The following is a 19,351-nucleotide window of genomic DNA, read 5'->3' as shown; positions in this document are numbered from 1 at the left end:
TGTTTATAATGAATAGGAGTGTCTTATATGATAGAAATGAGTGTAACGGTTGATTCATTCGATCAAGCACGTCAATTAGTTGAATTAGATATCGACGTTTTGTGTTTTGGAGAAGAAGAATTTGGCTTAAGATTACCACATTATTTCACAAGAAAAGAAATGTCTGAGTTGGTTGAATTGGCTCATAAACATGGGAAAAAAGCTCGTGTTGCAGTGAGCGCGATTATGCATCCAGATAAAATGGAAAAAATACCAGAATATTTACAGTTTTTAGAATCAATTGGAGTAGATGATATTATTGTAGGCGATCCTGGTGTGATTTATGTATTACAACGTGACGGGTATCAGTTGCCATATGTTTATAATGCGGAAACCATGGTTACAAGCTCGAGACAGGTTAATTTCTGGGCAAAACGTGGAGCAAAAGGTGCTATCTTGGCAAGAGAAATTCCATTTGAAGAATTGCAACATATTGGAAAAGAAGCGGATGTGTTTACGGAAGTACTCGTGTACGGGGCAACCTGCATTCACCATTCTAAACGGCCATTGATTACAAATTATTTTAATTTTACTCAACAACAAGACAATGTATCGAAAGAGGATGGGTTATTTATATCTGAGCCTAAAGATAAAGAAACGCATTATTCTATTTTTGAAGACAAACACGGCACACACATTTATGCAACGAATGATGTAGACTTAATGTTTGAATTAAATGAATTATACGAAGCAGGTTTAAACCATTGGAAATTAGATGGGATGTATACCCCTGGAGAAGCATTTGTGACGATTGTATCGTGCTTTATTGAAGCTAAGAAAGCGTTGATTGCTGGAATTTGGACAGAGCAATTGGCAAAAAATTTACAAACCATTGTGATGGAAAATCATCCAATTGGGAGAAGTTTAGATACTGGTTTTTATTATTTAGATCCTGAAGAAATAAAATAGGAGAGAGTAAAGATGACAAATACATTGAAACGACCAGAAGTATTAGCACCAGCTGGAACTCTTGAAAAATTAAAAGTCGCCATTCATTATGGGGCTGATGCGGTCTATATTGGTGGAAATGCTTATGGATTAAGAAGTCGTGCTGGAAACTTTTCTTATGAAGAAATGGAAGAAGGCGTGGCATTTGCTAAAGAACGTGGTGCAAAAGTTTATGTTGCGGCTAACATGGTAACTCATGAGGGAGATGCGAAAGGTTCGGGTGAATTTTTTAGAACGTTACGAGATATTGGAATTAGTGCGGTTATTGTATCTGACCCTGCATTAATAGAAATCTGTATTACAGAAGCACCAGGACTACCTGTCCATTTATCAACACAATCTTCAGCAACGAATTTTGAAACTCTTGAATTTTGGAAAAATGAAGGATTGGAACGCGTCGTGCTAGGACGTGAGGTTTCAATGGATGAAGTAGCAAAAATCCGTCAAAATACAGATATCGAGATAGAGGCATTTATTCACGGGGCGATGTGTATTTCTTATTCTGGTCGTTGTACGTTATCAAATCATATGAGTCACAGAGATGCTAATCGTGGTGGCTGTTCCCAATCTTGTCGTTGGAAATATGATTTATTTGATATGCCTTTTGGCGAAGAGAGACGTTCATTGACAGACACAGGAGAAGTGAGTGAGCCGTTTTCTATGAGTGCGGTGGATATGTCGATGATTGAACATATTCCTGATTTGGTAAAAAATGGTGTCGATAGTCTAAAAATTGAAGGACGAATGAAGTCGATTCATTATGTGTCAACAGTTTCAAATGTTTATAAAAAAGCAGTGGATAGCTATATATCGGATCCAGAAAATTATGAATGCAAACAAGAATGGATTGATGAGTTATGGAAGGTAGCCCAACGAGAATTAGCGACTGGTTTTTATTATCATACACCCACTGATGAAGAGCAACTATTTGGAAAACGTCGAAAAATACCAGTGTATAAGTTCATAGGAGAAGTGTTAGACTACGATGAAGCAACAAAAATTGCCACAATTAGACAACGCAATCATTTTAGATTGGATGATCAGATTGAATTTTATGGACCAGGGTTTACACATTTTGAACAAGACATCAAAGAGATGTGGAACGAAGATGGTGAATCAATCGAAAAAGCACCTAATGCCATGATGATTGTTAAAATGCCTGTTGAACAACCAGTTAAACCTGGTGATATGATACGAAAACAAAAATAAGAAGGAGGTTATAATGATGAAAACATATGATTATATAGTAGTTGGTGGCGGTAGTGGAGGGATTGCTTCTGCGAATCGTGCTGGAATGTATGGTGCCAAAGTGTTATTAATAGAAGGCAATGAGCTTGGAGGAACATGTGTTAATGTTGGCTGTGTTCCTAAAAAAGTCATGTGGTCTGCTTCTCAAATGAATGATATGTTGCATCATCAAGCTTATGAATATGGATTTGATGTGACAGTTGACGAGTTTGATATGGCTCGTCTAGTAGAAAATCGTCAAACATATATTAAGCGATTGAATGGCTTGTATTTAAAAGGGCTAGAAAGCAACGGAGTGACTCATATTAAAGGTTACGCTAAATTTAAAGAAAAAAATGTCGTGGAAGTTAATGGTGAAACATTTACGGCTCCTCATATCTTGATTGCGACTGGCGGAAAAATCATTCGTCCGAATATTCCAGGAGCAGAATACGGAATTGATTCAAATGGTTTCTTTGAATTAACTGAGTTACCAAAACGTGTGGCGGTTGTTGGGGCAGGATATATCGCCGTTGAAATTGCAGGAGTATTACACGGATTAGGTGCAACAACTCATCTAGCATTTAGGCGAGATACTTTTTTACGTAACTTTGATGAATTGTTGATTCATGGTTTGACAGAAAGTTATGAAAAAAGTGGTATGCAGTTGCATGCAAATAGTGTACCAGAGCGTGTTGAAAAAATATCTGAAGGGTACGTATTACACTTTGAAAATGGAAAATCTTTAGAAGTCGATGAGATTGTATGGGCGATTGGTCGTGTGCCAAATGTGGATGGACTCAATCTTGAAGTGACTGAAGTTGAGTTAACAAATAAAGGTGCAATCAAAGTAGATAAATATCAAAACACCACACAAGAAGGTATTTATGCTGTGGGAGATGTCATTGATAAAATCAATTTAACCCCTGTTGCAATTGCTGCTGGTCGTCGTTTATCAGAGAGATTATTTAACAATCAAGAAAATATGTTTCTTGAGTATCATACAGTTCCAACAGTCGTATTTTCTCACCCAGCGATTGGAACAGTTGGACTGACTGAAAAAGAAGCAAAAGAGCAGTATGGTGAAGATGAAGTAAAGGTTTATACTTCTCGATTTACCCCAATGCAATTTGCCATTACAGAAGTACGTGAAAAATGTTGGATGAAACTCGTCTGTGTTGGTAAAGAAGAAAAGATTGTTGGATTGCACGGCATCGGTTTAGGAGTCGATGAGATGTTACAAGGATTTGCTGTAGCAGTCAGAATGGGTGCAACAAAAGCAGATTTTGATCAAACAGTCGCGATTCATCCAACTGGAGCAGAAGAATTTGTCACAATGAGATAGATAGCGTAAATTGAATTAATTATTAGGTGAGAACAATTGAAAAAATTTTGAAACTACCTAATCTATCGGGTATAATAAGTGTGTTAAATAGATGTATATAAGGAGGATTATTTATGGATATCGAATTTTTAGCACGTTTCCAGTTTGGGATGACAACCGTTTTCCATTTCTTTTTCGTGCCGATGTCTATCGGAATGGCTTTCGCCGTTGCGGTGATGGAGACAATGTATGTTGTCAAAAAAGATAAAATCTATAAAGATATGGCAAAATTTTGGGGAAATATTTTCTTAATAGGTTTTGCTGTAGGGGTTGTAACAGGGATTATCCAAGAGTTTCAATTTGGAATGAACTGGTCTGAATACTCTCGTTTTATGGGGGATATTTTTGGAGCACCTTTAGCAGTTGAAGCATTACTTGCTTTCTTTATGGAATCAACGTTTATTGGACTATGGATGTTTGGTTGGGACAAATTCAATGAAAAATTGCACTTATTATTTATTTGGTTAGTATCAATCGGAACAGCTTTATCAGCGTTATGGATTCTTGCGGCAAACTCATTTATGCAAAATCCAGTAGCCTATTCAATTAATGAAGCAACAAATCGTGCAGAATTAACAAGTTTTGTTGGTTTACTAAAAAATCATCAATTATGGGTAGAATACCCTCACGTTTTATTTGGAGCGATTGTGACAGGTGGTTTTGTCATTGCTGGCTCATCAGCATGGAAAATGCTAAAAAATAAGGACATGGAATTCTTCAAAAAATCAATGAGAATCGGTTTGATTATTGGTTTGGTTGGTTCAATTTTAACCATTGTTGCAGGACACCAACAAATGATTGCTGTCGCAGATGATCAACCAATGAAATTTGCTGCAATGGAAGGAATCTATGAAGATACCTCTTCACCAGCTCCTTGGAACATTATTGCATCAATTGATACGAAAGATAAAGAAACAAAATGGGAAATTTCTGTTCCTTATTTATTAACTATTTTAGGTGGGGAAGATAAATATATTGGTATGGATCAAGCCAATAAAGAATTACATGACGAATATGATACGAAATTTGGTTCAGAGATGGATTACTATTTACCAGTTAAGACGTTATTCTGGGGATTCAGATTTATGGCTGGTTTTGGTTCTTTAATGGCATTGATGGCCATAGTGGGATTATATCTCCTTCGTAAAAATAAAATTCAAAGTATGAAATGGATGCTATGGCTATTTGTAGCAGGTATTAGTTTCCCATTCATTTCTAATACATTTGGTTGGTTAGTGACTGAATTAGGACGTTCTCCATGGACTGTGTATGGATTGTTCACTATTGCAGACAGTGTTTCCCCAAGTGTGACAGCAACATCATTGTTAATTAGTAATATTGTTTACTTCTTATTATTTAGTGTACTAGGTTATGTGATGTTTATCTTCTGTAAACGCGCAGTGAAAAAAGGACCTTACTACGTTGATCCGTCTGAAGCTAGAAAAGATGGTATTGACCCATTTGCAAAGGGGGTTCTGTAAATGAGTAATTTACAATTTTTATGGTTCATTTTAATCGGCGTTCTATTTTCAGGATTCTTTTTCTTAGAAGGCTTCGACTTCGGTGTTGGAATGGCTGTTAAGCTAGTTGCTCGTAACAAGCGTGAACGTGATCAAGTCATTGAAACAATTGGGCCTGTTTGGGAAAGTAATATGGTTTGGTTAATTACTGCTGGAGGTGCAATGTTTGCCTCATTTCCAGAGTGGTACGCATCATTATTTAGTGGGTTCTATTTAATTTTACTATTTATCTTAGTTGGTTTAATTATTCGTGGCGTATCTTTTAAATTTAGAAGTAGTTCTGAAAATGCAAAAGAGCGTAATACATGGGAGTGGGCTTTGTTTTTAGGAAGTATTATTGTTCCATTTCTATTTGGAATGATGTTTGTCGACTTAGTTATAGGTCTTCCACTAGATGCTACTAAAAATGTGATGAATGCTACCTTTACTGATTATATTAATTTATTTTCTATCGTAGGTGGTGTGGCCGTGACGTTAGTGAGCTTTTTACATGGTTTAAACTACTTACGTCTTAAAACAGAAGGAAATGTCCGTGAACGTTCATTGGCTATTGCAAAAAAATTATACCCAGTATTATTTGCTGGTTTAGTCGTTTTTGCTATTTTAGCTTATTTGAAAACAGACTTCTTTACTGAACGTTTTACTTCATCTTTAATTCTGTTAGTTTTAATCGTTGTTTTTGCGGCACTTGCTGCTTATGGTACTTATAAAGACAAAGAAGGATTATCATTTATTTCAACTGGATTAGTCTTTGTTGGAATCGTAGCATTCTTATTTAATGGGTTATTCCCACGTGTTATGATTGCACAAGACTCACAATTTAGCTTGCTAATTGAAAATGCGTCAAGTACCCCTTATACTTTGAAAGTAATGACAATTGTTACTGTAGTTTTATTACCAATTGTGTTACTTTATGTGGCTTGGGCATATAAACAATTTACAAAACGTGTCAAGATAGATAGATAAAAGGAGTTGTACCTAATTGATTGATAAGAATTTATTTCGTATTGATAAAATTAGGTCGGTCTTAATTGGGCTTGTAGGGTTAGGAATCCTACAAGCCTTATTAATTATCGGGCAGGCTTATTTTTTATCAAAAGGGATTAGTGCGTTATGGAATGGTGAAACTGTTGTGTCTCAAACCATGCCGCTTGTTTGGTTTTTTACGTGTTTTTTTGGAAGACAGTTAGTATTATATATAAGAGACAAGTCACTTGATAAGTATGCATATAAAGAAGCTAGAAAAGTACGCCAACAGTTGTTACAAAAGATTTTTAGACTAGGACCTAATTTTGTTCAAAAAGAAGGTACTGGAAATATGGTTACTATGACGATTGAAGGCATTGACCAAGTAGAGAATTATATTACTTTAATTTTACCGAAATTAACGAATATGATGGTGATTCCTTGGATTATTTTATTGTTTGTTTTCACGCAGGATATTCGTTCTGGTGTCATTTTATTACTTGTCTTTCCAATTATCATTTTATTTATGATCATTTTAGGATATGCGGCACGAGCAAAAGCAGATAGGCAATATGAGGGATTTCAACTACTAAGTAACCATTTTTTAGATTCACTGCGAGGAATTGAAACACTCTATTTTTTAGGTCTTAGTAAAAAATATGAGAAAAAAGTACATGAAATGAGCGAAGATTATCGAAAAGCAACGATGAGTACGTTGAAAATTGCTATCTTATCAACCTTTGCGTTGGATTTCTTTACTACTTTATCTGTTGCTATCGTCGCGGTATTTTTAGGTTTTAAGTTAATGAATGGTCAAATTGAGTTGTGGCCTGCTTTAACAACGTTAGTCTTAGCTCCAGATTTCTTTTTACCATTACGAGATTTTTCAAATGACTACCATGCGACATTAGATGGTGGAAATACATTAAAATCTATTTTTTCAATACTGGATCAAAAAGAATTAGCAAATGATGAAACAGTCGACTTAAAAGGTTCATGGAATGAATCAGATAAATTATCATTAAAAAATATGTCGTTAAAATATAATGAATCACAAGAAGGAACAACCTTGACGGATATTTCTTTTGACTGGCAAGGTAGTGGGAAAATTGGAATTGTTGGGTTATCAGGATCTGGTAAGTCAACGTTGATTAAGCTATTAGGCGGATTCTTAGAAGCAACAAAACCAAATATTCATATTAATCAGTCTGCCATGACCAATCTACACAAAAAAGCATGGCAAGATCAATTGTTTTATATTCCGCAAGACCCTTATATATTCCATGGTTCATTAAAAGAAAATATTACATTTTATCGACCTGACGCTAGCTTTGAAGAATGTGCTGAAGCAGTGAAACAAGCGGGTCTAATTGATGTTATAGAAGAATTACCAGAAGGATGGGATACAGTGATTGGTGAAGGTGGTCACCTATTAAGTGGTGGTCAGTATCAACGTATTGCTGTTGCTAGAGCTTTATTAGATAAAGAGCGAAATATTTTATTATTTGATGAACCTACCGCCCATTTGGATGTGGAAACAGAGTATGAACTAAAAGAAACGATATTACCATTATTTGAAAATAAGTTAGTATTTTTTGCCACACATCGTCTACATTGGATGAGAGAGATGGACTATATTTTAGTGATGGAAGATGGAAAAATAGTTGAACAAGGAACATATCATGAACTGCGAGCTAAAAATGGTACCTATCAACACTTTGTAAATCAATTGAAAGGAGGGTTATAGAAATGAAACAAAATTATCTATTATTAACTAAAAAAGATCAATGGGTTAGACCATTTTTTAAAAAGTATAAAAAATTATTAGCTTTAGTTTTGTTTCTTGGATTTCTAACCTTTTTTTCAGCAGCAGCTTTGATGTTCACATCTGGCTACTTAATCAGTAAGTCCGCTGCAAAACCTGAAAATATTTTGTTAGTTTACGTTCCAATTGTGCTAACACGTGCATTTGGTATAGCAAGACCAACATTTCGATATATTGAGCGTTTAGGAAGCCACAATTGGGTGTTAAAAATGACCTCTGATATACGTGTTCGTTTATATCGTTCTCTTGAAACTGAAGCAGCAAATACGAAAGAAAATTATCAGTCAGGGAGTTTATTGGGTATATTAGCAGAGGACATTAATCATATTCAGAATCTTTATTTAAGAACCATTTTTCCTATTTGTACCTCATTTATTTTATATGTATTTATTATTATTGGATTGGGTTACTTTTCATTACCTTTTGCGGGCTTGATGTTGTTATTATTTGCGTTGATTTTAGTGGTATTACCACTAGCAGCAGTGTTGGTTAATAATGCTAGAGTATATCGTAAAAAAGCGAAAAAACATGAACTCTATAATGATTTAACTGATGCAGTATTAGGTGTTGCTGATTGGCAATATAGCGGACGTTATGAAGAATTTCTAACACAGTACAATGAAGCAGAAGCGAACGTTAGAAAAGAGGATTACCAATTAAATCGTTACTCTCGTTTAGAAGGTATTGTGAAGCAATTGATTTTTGGTATCATAGCTGTTGCTTTATTTATATGGGCTGGTAATTATTTTATTAGCCAAGGAACTCCTGCTGCATTAAACTGGATAGCAGCATTTGTTTTATCTTTTTTTCCATTGCTAGATGCTTTTAGTCCAGTGAGTGATTCGGTAAAAGAATTACCTATTTATGAAGATACAGTGCAAAGATTATCTCAATTACCGAATCCTGAAAAGGAAAACAAACAAGGCGTAAAAGCAGATATAGTATTAACCTCTACAACAATTGAATTAAAAGATGTTGGTTTTAAATATCCTCAAGGAAAACGAGAGTTATTATCTCATTTTAATCTAACTATACCAGAAGGACAAGTTGTGGCGTTACTTGGAAAAAGTGGAACAGGGAAGACAACGTTAACTCAGATTATTCGTGGCGATTTAACGCCAACAGCTGGAAAAGTTTTAGTAGGTGGTATGGACATCAAAGAATTAGAAGGACAGCAAGCTAATTATTTTGGTGTATTAAATCAACATCCATACTTGTTTAACACAAGCTTAAAAAACAATGTACGTTTGGGAAATTTAAATGCAACAGATGAAGAAGTGTTAGAAGCAATTGAAGCGGCTGGATTAAAACGAGTGGTGGACCGTCTTCCACAAGGAATGGATACGTTAGTTGAAGAAGGTGGTAAAAGATTTTCTGGCGGAGAACAGCAGCGTATTGCATTAGCGAGAATTTTATTACAAGATGTACCTATTGTTATTATTGATGAACCAACCATAGGGTTAGATCCATTAACTGAAAAGCAGTTGCTAGAAACAGTCTTTGAAGCATTAAAAAATAAAACAGTTATTTGGATTACTCATCACTTAGTTGGAATTCATCACGCTGATAAAGTGGTCTTTATTGAAGATGGTAAAATTGATATGTCAGGTAGCCCTAAGGAGTTATTAGAGACTAATAATCGATTTGAACAACTTTATCAAATGGATGTTTACGAATAAAAAAGACACTCCTGATTAATGGGAGTGTCTTTTTTATTGAAAAGTAAACAAAATATATATTTTTGTTGATTCAATATACTAAAACAACTTTACAATTACCAACAGAAAAGGTAGTATTAATACGAGTAACCAATTAATACTGGTACATGTTAGTGAGTAAGATGAATAGTGGAGGGAGCATAGTATTATGCCGTTAGAGGAGTTTGTTATAGACGTTCAATTATATCAAGATGAAACGAAAAAACCAACTGAACAAAGTGTTATCTTATTACCTGTTCAGAATATTACGACTAAGAAAAATCAATTATTATTAAAGTGGTCAAACCGTAAGCAAAAATTATCACAATCAATTATTACAAAAGCAGTAACGTTATTTATGGCTGAGTGGGAAAAAACATTTTCATTATATCCTGTTGACCGTGTGTTCTTAGACTATACTGCACATGAAAGAATAGAACTGTTAGTCACATTTGATGCAAGTAGACTATACTCTAATACTCAAATTAGAAATATAAAAACGAACGCTCCAAGAATTTTTAAAGAGGCAATGAAAGAAGCATATGATCAATTAGGAATTTTAGAACAACCATCCAATAGTCAAATTAATGGCACTTTCACTGGTATGGATTATGATAATTACGATAACACTCAAGAAAGAGTACCTAGTATTAGTCAAGTGATATCTACATCGCAAAATCGTCATTCACAAGATTTTTTAGATGATGGATTATTAGAAAAGCAACAAAGAATTTATGAGTTAGAACAAAAAATTGCAGAAAATGCTCAAGTCATTAAATCATTTGAATTGGATTTAAAAACAGCACAACGTGAGTATGAATTAAAAATCAATCAAATGAGTCAAGAAAATGACAGCTTAAAACAAAAAGTAATCTCATATCAAGATAACGAGATTGATTACAGACAACAACTACAAATAAAGCAATCTGAAATATTAGATTTAAAAAATAACGTGAACGAGTTAAACTCATCACTTGAACAAGGTGTGGAGTCTTGGAAGCAAAGATACCAACAAGCCCAATATGAAAATGAAGAACTTCGCTTAGTTATTACTGAAAATCAACAATTTGAAGAACAAGTACAAGAATCATTACGAGAAGCAACTCTTAAGCTTAAACAAAAAGAAGATGAATTAGCAAACCTCATACAAGAAAATAATCTAAGTCAAAAGGAATCGCAATTACGAGAACAACAGTTACATTCAGAAAATGAACGTCTTCAAGATCAACAAGATAAATTAGATCGATTGCTTGAAGAAAGACAATTGATTATTCAACAATTAACTGATGAGTTGACTCATAAAGAACAAGAAATGAAGAAACTAACATTTGAACATCAACAAGCAGTACAAGAATATCAACATCAGCTAAATCAAAAGGATAAAGAATTTGAAAATATTAATTATTCTAAAAATGAAGAAATTAAGCGATTATCACAAAGATTAGAAAAACAACAAGAACTAGTTAATCAGTTAATGAATTCACAAGAATTGACGCAAGCTAAATGGCAAGATAACTATACTCGTTTGGAGTCTAATTATCGAACTGCAGCTAGCCGAGTATTCGATTTAGAAAAAGAATTAGCTAAACTAAAACAATCAAATTATTCCAAATTGAATATGCAAAATTCTGATTTTTCTTCTATTTCGTTGGAAAATGAAACTGTTACACCAAGTATTGACCTTTCAAAGACACCTGAAGTTCCTATATTTGACCCAGTAGATATGGTGACAGAAGAAAATAGTTCAGTTGAATCGAGTGACTTGGAAGCATCACCACAGATTGATTTAGATGATACTCTCAACCAGTCTTATCATTATACAGACGAAGATGATCATTATGATGACGATTATGATAACGAAGATGATAGTTATGATGATGATTATGACGACGATTATGATTACGAAGATGACGATTATGACTATGATTATGATTACGAAGACGATGATTATGATGACGATTATGACTATGATTATGACGAAGATGATGATTATGATGACGATATTTTAGGTTATGATGATGAAACGATTATGGACGATGTTGATAGCATATTAAGTGATACTGAGGATGAAGAAGGTAAAGAAAAAGTTCGTAAAAAAGAATTTTTAGCATTTGAAAGTCAGCTTGATTTATTGTCTGAACGTTGGAAAAAACTTGACAAGCAAGACATTAAATTTAAAAAATGGGCTGAACCCAAAATGAAACAATTTGATCGCTTTTATAAAAAATTAGATGAAAATATTAAAGCTCCAAAATTGTTATCAAGAAAATATGTTATGACCGAAGAAGTTTGGGGAGAAATTCAAGCGTATGGACTAATCAGTCGTCATCTACAAACAATTTTAGATTATGAAGATTAAGTATAAAAAGCCCCTTTTTTTAAAGGGGTTTTTTTATAATATTGGGATTAAAAAATACGATAAATCTTTACAAGAGATGAATGGATTTGATAGATTTATTAGTGTAGGTATAAAAAAGAGTAGGGGATGACGTATTGGAATTATTATTTACTATTGTTTTAATATTATTTTCAACTAAAGTTGCTGGGCATTTATCTGTTAGACTTGGTCAACCAGCAGTTTTGGGGAAACTACTGATTGGTATTTTAATTGGACCAGCAGTTTTAGGATTAGTACAAGACTCAGCTATTTTTCAAGAATTTTCAGAAATAGGGGTTTTATTGTTGATGTTTCTAGCTGGACTTGAAACAGATGCAGAGCAATTAAAAGAAAATTGGAAACCATCAGTTGCTGTGGCGGTATTAGGTATCATAGTACCATTTGCTAGTGCCTTTGCTATGGGAGAATTATTTGGTTTTTCTTTCAATGAAGGAATCTTTTTAGGCGTTCTTTTCTCTGCTACTAGTGTTAGTATTACCGTTCAAGTGTTAAAAGAAATGGGTATGATGCAAACAAGAGAAGCTACAACCATATTAGGTGCAGCCGTTGTGGATGATATTTTAGTTGTGACGTTGTTAGCATTTGTGATGTCTTTTATGGGGGAAGATACATCTAGTTCTTCTGTTCCATTGTTACTATTCAAAAAAGTTCTATTCTTTGTTGTAGCATTTGTTGTGGGCGTTTATATTGTTCCTAAATTTTTAACATTATTTTCAAAATTTAAAGTCACTGCTCCAGTGACCGCAGGTGCGTTAATTGTAGCGTTTGGTTTTGCTTATTTTGGGGAAATGCTAGGTATGGCCGGAATTATTGGAACCTTTTTAGCAGGATTATTTATTTCTCAGACGTCTTTCCAACATGAAGTGGAAAAAACAGTTGATCCAATTGCTAATGCTTTATTTGTTCCATTTTTTTATGTTAGTGTCGGGATTAGCATTTCCTTTACTGGAGTATTTAGCCAAATTGGATTCCTTGTAGCATGTACAATCGTTGCTATTTTATCTAAACTATTTGGTGGATTCCTTGGAGCTAAAGTAACAGGCTTTGATAATCACTCATCTTTAGCAGTTGGTTCAGGTATGGTGTCAAGAGGGGAAGTTGCTTTAATTATTGGAACAACAGGTTTATCAACAGGTTTGTTATCACAAGAATATTATACAACAGTTATTATTTCTGTGATACTGACCACTCTAATTGCCCCTCCAATGTTAAAACATTATTTTATGAAAATATATCCTGATAAGGATTAAAAGAAAGCAGTTGACTTGTTAGTCGACTGCTTTTTCTTTTATAAGATAAGCAAATTATTTTACTTACTTTATATAAGCTGATATAGTAAAAACAACAAATAAACAAAAAGGATTGGTCTAACTTATGTCAAATTTTGTAGAATTATTAAAAAAACGTCGTTCAATATATAATCTTGGTAAAAATACCTCTTTATCAAATGATGACATTGTAGAATTAGTAACAGAAGTTGTAAGAGAATCGCCTACAGCGTTCAATTCTCAAAGCCAACGCGTTGTTTTCTTGTTTGATGATGCTCATGAAAAATTATGGAGTATGACTGAAGAGTTATTAAAACCTCTAACACCACCTGATGCTTTTGAAAATACAAAGGAAAAACTAAAAGGATTTGCTAATGGAAAAGCAACCATTTTATTTTTTGAAGATACAGATATCGTGAAAGGATTACAAGAAAACTTTGCTTTATATGCTGAAAACTTCCCTATTTGGTCAGAACAGGCAAGTGGTTTAACTCAATCCAACGTTTGGACAGCCCTTGCAGAAAAAAATATTGGAGCTAATTTACAACATTATAATCCAATTATTGATGAATCAGTGTCAAATGAATGGGGGATTCCTAAAAATTGGAAATTACGTGGCCAATTAGTCATTGGATCCATTGAGTCCCCTGCTTTAGAAAAAGAATACATGGAAAATACTGATCGTTTTAAACGATTTAACTAATACGTAGTAAATTCAAAAAATATTCTTATTTAAGCAAAGAAATCGTCATATTGATTGCTTATTATATATGCATACCAACAAAACAACCCTAACAAACTTTTTCATTTTATTTACTCCTCCAAAGTAAATAAACAAACTCCTTTAGTCGCTAGTGTAAACTAGTGACTTTTTTTATGGTGACTACAACACTATCTTAATAATAAACATATACATTTTTTTTGATTAATAATATGTTTCAATTAATCTAAAATTGATTAAAAACATGATAGAGAAAGTAGAATGAAATGTTTTTGTAACATTTCCTTTATCTATCTGACATATCACTATGTTAGAATGGATAAGTCGTTAAGGAAAGAGAAATTAATAATTAAATACACTTTATATAAATTTAGACAAGTTATTCGGAGGAAGAAAATTGAAGAAGAATATTTTATCAACGATTATGGTATGTTCTATTGCATTAACAGCAGTAGCTAGTCCAAGTATTGCATTAGCAGATTCTGTGGATGTTCAAATTAAGCAACAAGACGAAAAAATTAACGCTTTAAAAGGTCAACAAGCAAAAGCACAAGCTGAAATTGAGGCTTTAGAATCAAAAGTAGCTTCTGTAAATGAAAAAGTTTCATCTTTAGAAGCTAAACAAGTTGCATTAAGCCAAGACACTGAAAAATTACAAAGTGAGATTGCAACATTAAAAGTTAGAATTGCAAAACGTGAAAAATCAATCCAAAAACAAGCACGTGATGCACAAACGAATGGACAAAGTACAAACTATGTGAATGCTGTTTTAGAAGCTGATTCATTATCAGATGCGATTAGCCGTGTTCATGCAATGAGTACCATTGTAAATGCAAACAATGATTTAGTAAAACAACAAAAAAGAGACCAACAATCAGTTGAAGAAAATATTAAAGAAAATGAAGCAAAAATAAGTGAAATGGCTTCAACACAAAAAGAATTACAAAACCAAAAAGATTCATTAGCTTCACAACAAGCTGAATTGAATGTATTAAAAACAACTTTAGCTGCGGAACAAGCAACAGCTGAAGGCGATAAAGCTAAATTAAATAAACAAAAAGAAGAAGCGAGAGCTGCACAAATCAAAGTGTTAAAAGCACAACAAGAAGCTTCTGAAAAACCTGTAACTGTTACAGCTGTTAAAGCAGACAAAACAGCTGACGAAAAGAAAACTGAGTCAACAACACAGAATAGTACGTCATCGTCAAGTGAACAATCAAGTTCAACAGCACAAGAAAGTAAACCTGTAGAAAAACCAACTACTGGGACAACTACGTCATCAAGTGAAACAACTACATCATCAAGTGAAACACCAAGTTCAACTCCTAGTGGAAATACAACTTCCAACGGTGGTGGTGTAGATCATTCAGGGTCAGGAAATATGTATGCTGTGGGTCAATGTACTTGGTATGTGAAAAGTGTTGCTCCATGGGTAGGTACTTATTGGGGTAATGGTTGCCAATGGGGAGCTTCAGCTGCGGCAGATGGTTATACTGTTAATTCAACCCCAGCAGCAGGTGCAGTAGTGGTATTTGCAGCAGGTCAATCTGTTGGAGGACAATGGACAGCAGACGGTACTTATGGACATGTTGCTTATGTTGATTCTTACAATGCTTCAAATAATACTATTACAATTTCGCAAGGTGGTACTGGATTTTCTTCACCAACTGGACCAAACAGTCAAACAATTAGTGCATCTGGATATACTTATATTCATCGCTAAAATTAAATAATTTAAAATACACAACATATCATGTGCCATATGTTGTGTATTTTTTTATAAAAATAATTCTTAAATAAATCGACTTTTTATCATTTTTTAGTAGTATAGTATTATATGATAGAAAAATAGGGAGGAATTAGTATGAAAAATGGGTTAGATACATTGTTTATTTCAAAAGAAAATTATGACTTGTTTTTAAAAACAGTGGAAGAAAAACTTAGCGATGAAAGTAAACTAGCGATTGTATTAGATGAATTAAAGGAAAAAATAGAAAATGGAATCAATGATCTTGATATTAAAGAGAATGATAAGTGGAATATATTGACAGTTGTGTTATCTAGTCAATATTTTTCTCCACAAAAAGTTTTTATATGTGATGTTCATTTAATTAAACAACCAGATGGACATATTAAAATTAAATATTAACGATAAAAATTCGTGTAGCCCCCTACCAATATGTGTAGGGTTTTTTTGTTATAATAGAAATAAATGATAGAAAGTGTGATAAATTTGACATCAATAGAAAGAATCAATGAATTTAGAAAAGCACGTGGGTGGAATCATGTAGGTAAGGAAAAGGATTTAGCTATTTCTATTTCTTTAGAAGCTAATGAGTTACTAGAAATATTTCAATGGTTAGATAATTCAGAAGCAGTGAAACAAACAGAACGTCTCGAAGAAGAATTAGCGGACGTATTAATTTATTCTTATACTTTAGCAGATAAACTAGGGTTTAATATAGATGATATCATTGAGAAAAAACTGATAAAGAATGCTCAAAAATATCCTGTTAACAGATGATATAAAAGTATGTCTTTTTTTGTGTTTAAGTTATAATATAAGAGTAAATAAAGGTATTGGAGGAGAAGAAATGTTTGAACAAAAAAAAGTATACAAAAGTTTGGAAAATAGGCAATTTACTCCGCAAAGTTTACTAGCAGAGTTATCAGATTTAAAACAGTTTGAATTTGAAAATATTTCGTATACAGGTATTAGCTTAAATATAGAAATGTTAATTACACAATATATACGTGATGATAAATTTCGATTAGTTGAAGCTAAAGGAGGATTGGCTAAAAAAAGTTATGATATGTGGTATCATGATTTATCATTGGCTATAGAAATCTTTAATCATTTTGCTGAATATACAAAATTAAACTTTGATATTTATGTGAAAGAAGCACATAAATTTGAAAAGGAGACAGGTTTTTCTAATACCTCTAAAGAATATAAAGAATATTTTGAACAAGGAAATCCAATGTATTTTCATGACATGTTACATATCGTATTTGATTTATCTAGAAAAATTGATTTGAGTATAGAAGATTTTGAAGAAGCACTAATAGCTGATGGTGAAGATATCACTCAGTATAAGTTACCGAAAAAAAATGTATTTGAAGGTAAAGAAACCATATAAGCATAAAATTTGTGAGTAGGTTTTTTATTCAATAATCAAAAAAGTCTAAGAGCAATGTTTTGTAGGTAAGTTCGTGTGTTTTTCTCTTTATTTGGCATTACTTAAATGAAAATCTGTAAAAATTAAGAATTATCGTTCTATAGAACAAGAGATTTATTAAAGATTACGAAAAGTTATAGTATCCTTTTTTCTTTCATTTAATTAACGAGCCAAAAAATATTTGAATCAAAAAGTTAAACATTAACGGTCCAATTATCCTAATAAAGTACTGGAACAAAATCATTAATGGGGAAAGGGTCGTCATTGTATTGACTTAAAATCTATTTACTTTGTCATAGAATCCTAAAATAGTTTGATTATTGATAATAAGTTATTAGAGAGTCGCTCTAGTTTTGAAACTAATATTTATCCTTAGAAAGATTGTCTTTCTAGGGATTTTTTTGTGATTGACAAAAATTATTGTAGGTGCTAGATTTACCTTATACATATATTGTCTTGGAATAGTAGAGGATGAGTTTTATTTTAGAGAGGAGTCGGGTGGTGAAAAGACTCTATTAAGCCCCCTTGAACCTACCAAGAAGCATCGTTTAGTTAACGTTATCAACTAATGAAGTTGTAAAGTATGATTCTACTTTAAAGCAAGGTGGTACCGCCTATTTTGGTCCTTGCAAAGTAGAGTCTTTTTTTTGTATAAAAATAGATGGGGGAAGAAATAAAATGGTAAAAAAACAAGGTTTTGTCAAACAAATTACAAGTAGAGATGATGATTTTGCAAAATGGTATACAGATGTTTGCCTTAAGTCGGAACTGTGTGATTACTCTAGCGTAAAAGGATCAATGGTTATCCGACCAACAGGAACGGCAATTTGGGAAAAAATCCGTGATGTAGTGGACTCCCGGTTAAAGGAAACAGGTCATCAAAATGTGATGATGCCACTACTTGTTCCAGAGCATTTATTATTAAAAGAAGCAGAGCATGTTGAGGGATTTGCTCCAGAAGTTGCTTGGGTAACAATGGGCGGTGAAACGGAGTTAAGCGAACGCTTAGCAATTCGTCCAACGTCAGAAGTGTTGTTTTGTGAGCATTTTAAAACAGTGATTCATTCTCATCGTGATTTACCAGTATTGTATAATCAATGGGCGAATGTTATGCGTTGGGAAAAAAATACTCGCCCGTTTCTACGCACAACAGAATTTTTTTGGCAAGAAGGTCATACCTGTCATGTGAGTCATGAAGAAGCAGAAAAAGAAGCGTTAATGATTCTTGATATGTATGTAGATGTTTGTGAAAATATGTTAGCTATCCCCGTAGTAACAGGTGTTAAATCAGAAAGTGAAAAATTTGCTGGAGCAGAAAAAACTTATACAAATGAAACGTTGATGTATGATGGAAAAGCCTTGCAAATCAATACCTCTCATCATTTAGGAGATCATTTTGGTAAAGCATTTGACATTACTTATACAGATAAGGAAGGAAAAGAGCAATTTGTTTATACAACGTCATGGGGGCTAACAACACGTACTATTGGTGGAATGATTATGGTTCATAGTGACGATCGTGGGTTAGTATTACCTCCACGAATTGCTCCAACACAGGTTATCATCATCCCTATCGCCCAACATAAAGAGGGTGTCTTAGATAAAGCAGACGAATTAAAAGTTATGTTATCAGATGTGGCAACGATTAAAGTAGATGATAGCGACAAGCAACCTGGCTGGAAATTTAGTGAAGCTGAAATGAAAGGCTATCCTATTCGTATTGAAATGGGACCTAAAGATATTGAAAGTAATCAAGTTGTCGTCGTTCGACGAGATACCTTAGAAAAAATGACAGTACCGTTTGATGATACATTGCCAACCGTTATCTCTGAATTGTTAGAAACCATTCACCATGACATGTTAGCTAAAGCGCGAAAACGTCAAGAAGAAAAAACGCGTGTTGCCACAACAAAAGAAGAGTTTAATCGATTAATTGAAGAAGGCGGATTTGTATTAGCACCGTGGTCAGGTGATGAAGCTGTGGAAGAGTTAATCAAAGAACAAACAGGCGCTACGTCTCGTTGTTGGAGTTTTGACCATCAACAAGATGATTTAACAGGATTGAAAGATTTATGGAATGGTAAGCCCGCTCAGTACATGATGCATTGGGCAAAAGCTTATTAATAATAACAAAAAGACAGTCACCTAAACAGGTGCTGTCTTTTTAAAATGTGTGGTT

15 protein-coding genes are annotated in these 19,351 nt (G+C 33.5%); all 15 read left to right on the top strand.

The window, feature by feature from the left end; genetic code table 11:
• Positions 1–27: 27 nt before the first annotated feature.
• The 15 genes from G314FT_RS01885 to proS all read left to right on the top strand — a co-directional run bounded on the left by G314FT_RS01885 (position 28) and on the right by proS (position 19,296).
• Positions 28–948 carry a peptidase U32 family protein gene (locus G314FT_RS01885; RefSeq protein WP_257701857.1) on the top strand — a complete coding sequence of 307 codons (921 nt, stop codon included), beginning with the start codon at positions 28–30 and terminating at the stop codon, positions 946–948.
• A gap of 12 nt (positions 949–960) precedes the next feature.
• On the top strand, positions 961–2,196 hold the full coding sequence (locus G314FT_RS01880; RefSeq protein ID WP_257701856.1) for a peptidase U32 family protein: 1,236 nt from the start codon (positions 961–963) through the stop codon (positions 2,194–2,196).
• 16 nt (positions 2,197–2,212) lie between these two features.
• A complete protein-coding gene (gene gor / locus G314FT_RS01875; RefSeq protein WP_257701855.1) occupies positions 2,213–3,559 on the top strand; it encodes a glutathione-disulfide reductase in 1,347 nt (448 codons plus the stop codon).
• A gap of 113 nt (positions 3,560–3,672) precedes the next feature.
• On the top strand, positions 3,673–5,079 hold the full coding sequence (locus G314FT_RS01870) for a cytochrome ubiquinol oxidase subunit I (RefSeq protein ID WP_257701854.1): 1,407 nt from the start codon (positions 3,673–3,675) through the stop codon (positions 5,077–5,079).
• Positions 5,080–6,084 carry a cytochrome d ubiquinol oxidase subunit II gene (gene cydB, locus G314FT_RS01865; RefSeq protein WP_257701853.1) on the top strand — a complete coding sequence of 335 codons (1,005 nt, stop codon included), beginning with the start codon at positions 5,080–5,082 and terminating at the stop codon, positions 6,082–6,084.
• Between the two features lie 16 nt (positions 6,085–6,100).
• A complete protein-coding gene (cydD, locus tag G314FT_RS01860) occupies positions 6,101–7,831 on the top strand; it encodes a thiol reductant ABC exporter subunit CydD (protein WP_257701852.1) in 1,731 nt (576 codons plus the stop codon).
• 2 nt (positions 7,832–7,833) lie between these two features.
• Positions 7,834–9,588: a thiol reductant ABC exporter subunit CydC gene (cydC, locus tag G314FT_RS01855; protein ID WP_257701851.1), complete on the top strand. Its 1,755-nt coding sequence runs from the start codon at positions 7,834–7,836 to the stop codon at positions 9,586–9,588.
• A 187-nt stretch (positions 9,589–9,775) separates the two neighbouring features.
• Complete coding sequence (locus G314FT_RS01850; RefSeq protein WP_257701850.1) at positions 9,776–11,965, top strand: coiled-coil domain-containing protein; 2,190 nt, start codon at positions 9,776–9,778, stop codon at positions 11,963–11,965.
• A 134-nt stretch (positions 11,966–12,099) separates the two neighbouring features.
• The gene (locus G314FT_RS01845; protein WP_257701849.1) at positions 12,100–13,254 is read left to right on the top strand and encodes a cation:proton antiporter; all 1,155 of its coding nucleotides are present in this window, start codon (positions 12,100–12,102) and stop codon (positions 13,252–13,254) included.
• Positions 13,255–13,378: 124 nt separating this feature from the next.
• The gene (locus tag G314FT_RS01840; RefSeq protein WP_257701848.1) at positions 13,379–13,975 is read left to right on the top strand and encodes a nitroreductase family protein; all 597 of its coding nucleotides are present in this window, start codon (positions 13,379–13,381) and stop codon (positions 13,973–13,975) included.
• Positions 13,976–14,390: 415 nt separating this feature from the next.
• On the top strand, positions 14,391–15,716 hold the full coding sequence (locus tag G314FT_RS01835) for a CHAP domain-containing protein (RefSeq protein WP_257701847.1): 1,326 nt from the start codon (positions 14,391–14,393) through the stop codon (positions 15,714–15,716).
• Positions 15,717–15,857: 141 nt separating this feature from the next.
• Positions 15,858–16,142, top strand: a complete 285-nt coding sequence (locus tag G314FT_RS01830) for a hypothetical protein (protein WP_257701846.1) — start codon at positions 15,858–15,860, stop codon at positions 16,140–16,142.
• 63 nt (positions 16,143–16,205) lie between these two features.
• Complete coding sequence (locus G314FT_RS01825) at positions 16,206–16,517, top strand: nucleotide pyrophosphohydrolase (RefSeq protein ID WP_423837520.1); 312 nt, start codon at positions 16,206–16,208, stop codon at positions 16,515–16,517.
• Between the two features lie 70 nt (positions 16,518–16,587).
• On the top strand, positions 16,588–17,133 hold the full coding sequence (locus G314FT_RS01820; RefSeq protein WP_257701844.1) for a hypothetical protein: 546 nt from the start codon (positions 16,588–16,590) through the stop codon (positions 17,131–17,133).
• 717 nt (positions 17,134–17,850) lie between these two features.
• Positions 17,851–19,296 (top strand): proline--tRNA ligase, encoded by a 1,446-nt coding sequence (gene proS, locus G314FT_RS01815; protein ID WP_257701843.1) that lies wholly within the window; start codon positions 17,851–17,853, stop codon positions 19,294–19,296.
• The last annotated feature ends 55 nt before the right edge of the window (positions 19,297–19,351 follow it).

This window comes from Vagococcus luciliae, assembly GCF_024637875.1.
GTDB classification, from domain to species: Bacteria; Bacillota; Bacilli; order Lactobacillales; family Vagococcaceae; genus Vagococcus; species Vagococcus luciliae.
Note: the sequence above shows the minus strand (reverse complement) of the source record. Positions and strands in the feature narration are given on the sequence as shown.

Excerpts from the sequence above, each read along its gene's own strand:
- G314FT_RS01885 (WP_257701857.1), top strand. The coding sequence starts at position 28 with ATGATAGAAATGAGTGTAACGGTTGATTCATTCGATCAAGCACGTCAA.
- G314FT_RS01880 (WP_257701856.1), top strand. The coding sequence starts at position 961 with ATGACAAATACATTGAAACGACCAGAAGTATTAGCACCAGCTGGAACT.
- gor (WP_257701855.1), top strand. The coding sequence starts at position 2,213 with ATGAAAACATATGATTATATAGTAGTTGGTGGCGGTAGTGGAGGGATT.
- G314FT_RS01870 (WP_257701854.1), top strand. The coding sequence starts at position 3,673 with ATGGATATCGAATTTTTAGCACGTTTCCAGTTTGGGATGACAACCGTT.
- cydB (WP_257701853.1), top strand. The coding sequence starts at position 5,080 with ATGAGTAATTTACAATTTTTATGGTTCATTTTAATCGGCGTTCTATTT.
- cydC (WP_257701851.1), top strand. The coding sequence starts at position 7,834 with ATGAAACAAAATTATCTATTATTAACTAAAAAAGATCAATGGGTTAGA.
- G314FT_RS01850 (WP_257701850.1), top strand. The coding sequence starts at position 9,776 with ATGCCGTTAGAGGAGTTTGTTATAGACGTTCAATTATATCAAGATGAA.
- G314FT_RS01840 (WP_257701848.1), top strand. The coding sequence starts at position 13,379 with ATGTCAAATTTTGTAGAATTATTAAAAAAACGTCGTTCAATATATAAT.
- G314FT_RS01830 (WP_257701846.1), top strand. The coding sequence starts at position 15,858 with ATGAAAAATGGGTTAGATACATTGTTTATTTCAAAAGAAAATTATGAC.
- G314FT_RS01825 (WP_423837520.1), top strand. The coding sequence starts at position 16,206 with ATGATAGAAAGTGTGATAAATTTGACATCAATAGAAAGAATCAATGAA.
- G314FT_RS01820 (WP_257701844.1), top strand. The coding sequence starts at position 16,588 with ATGTTTGAACAAAAAAAAGTATACAAAAGTTTGGAAAATAGGCAATTT.
- proS (WP_257701843.1), top strand. The coding sequence starts at position 17,851 with ATGGTAAAAAAACAAGGTTTTGTCAAACAAATTACAAGTAGAGATGAT.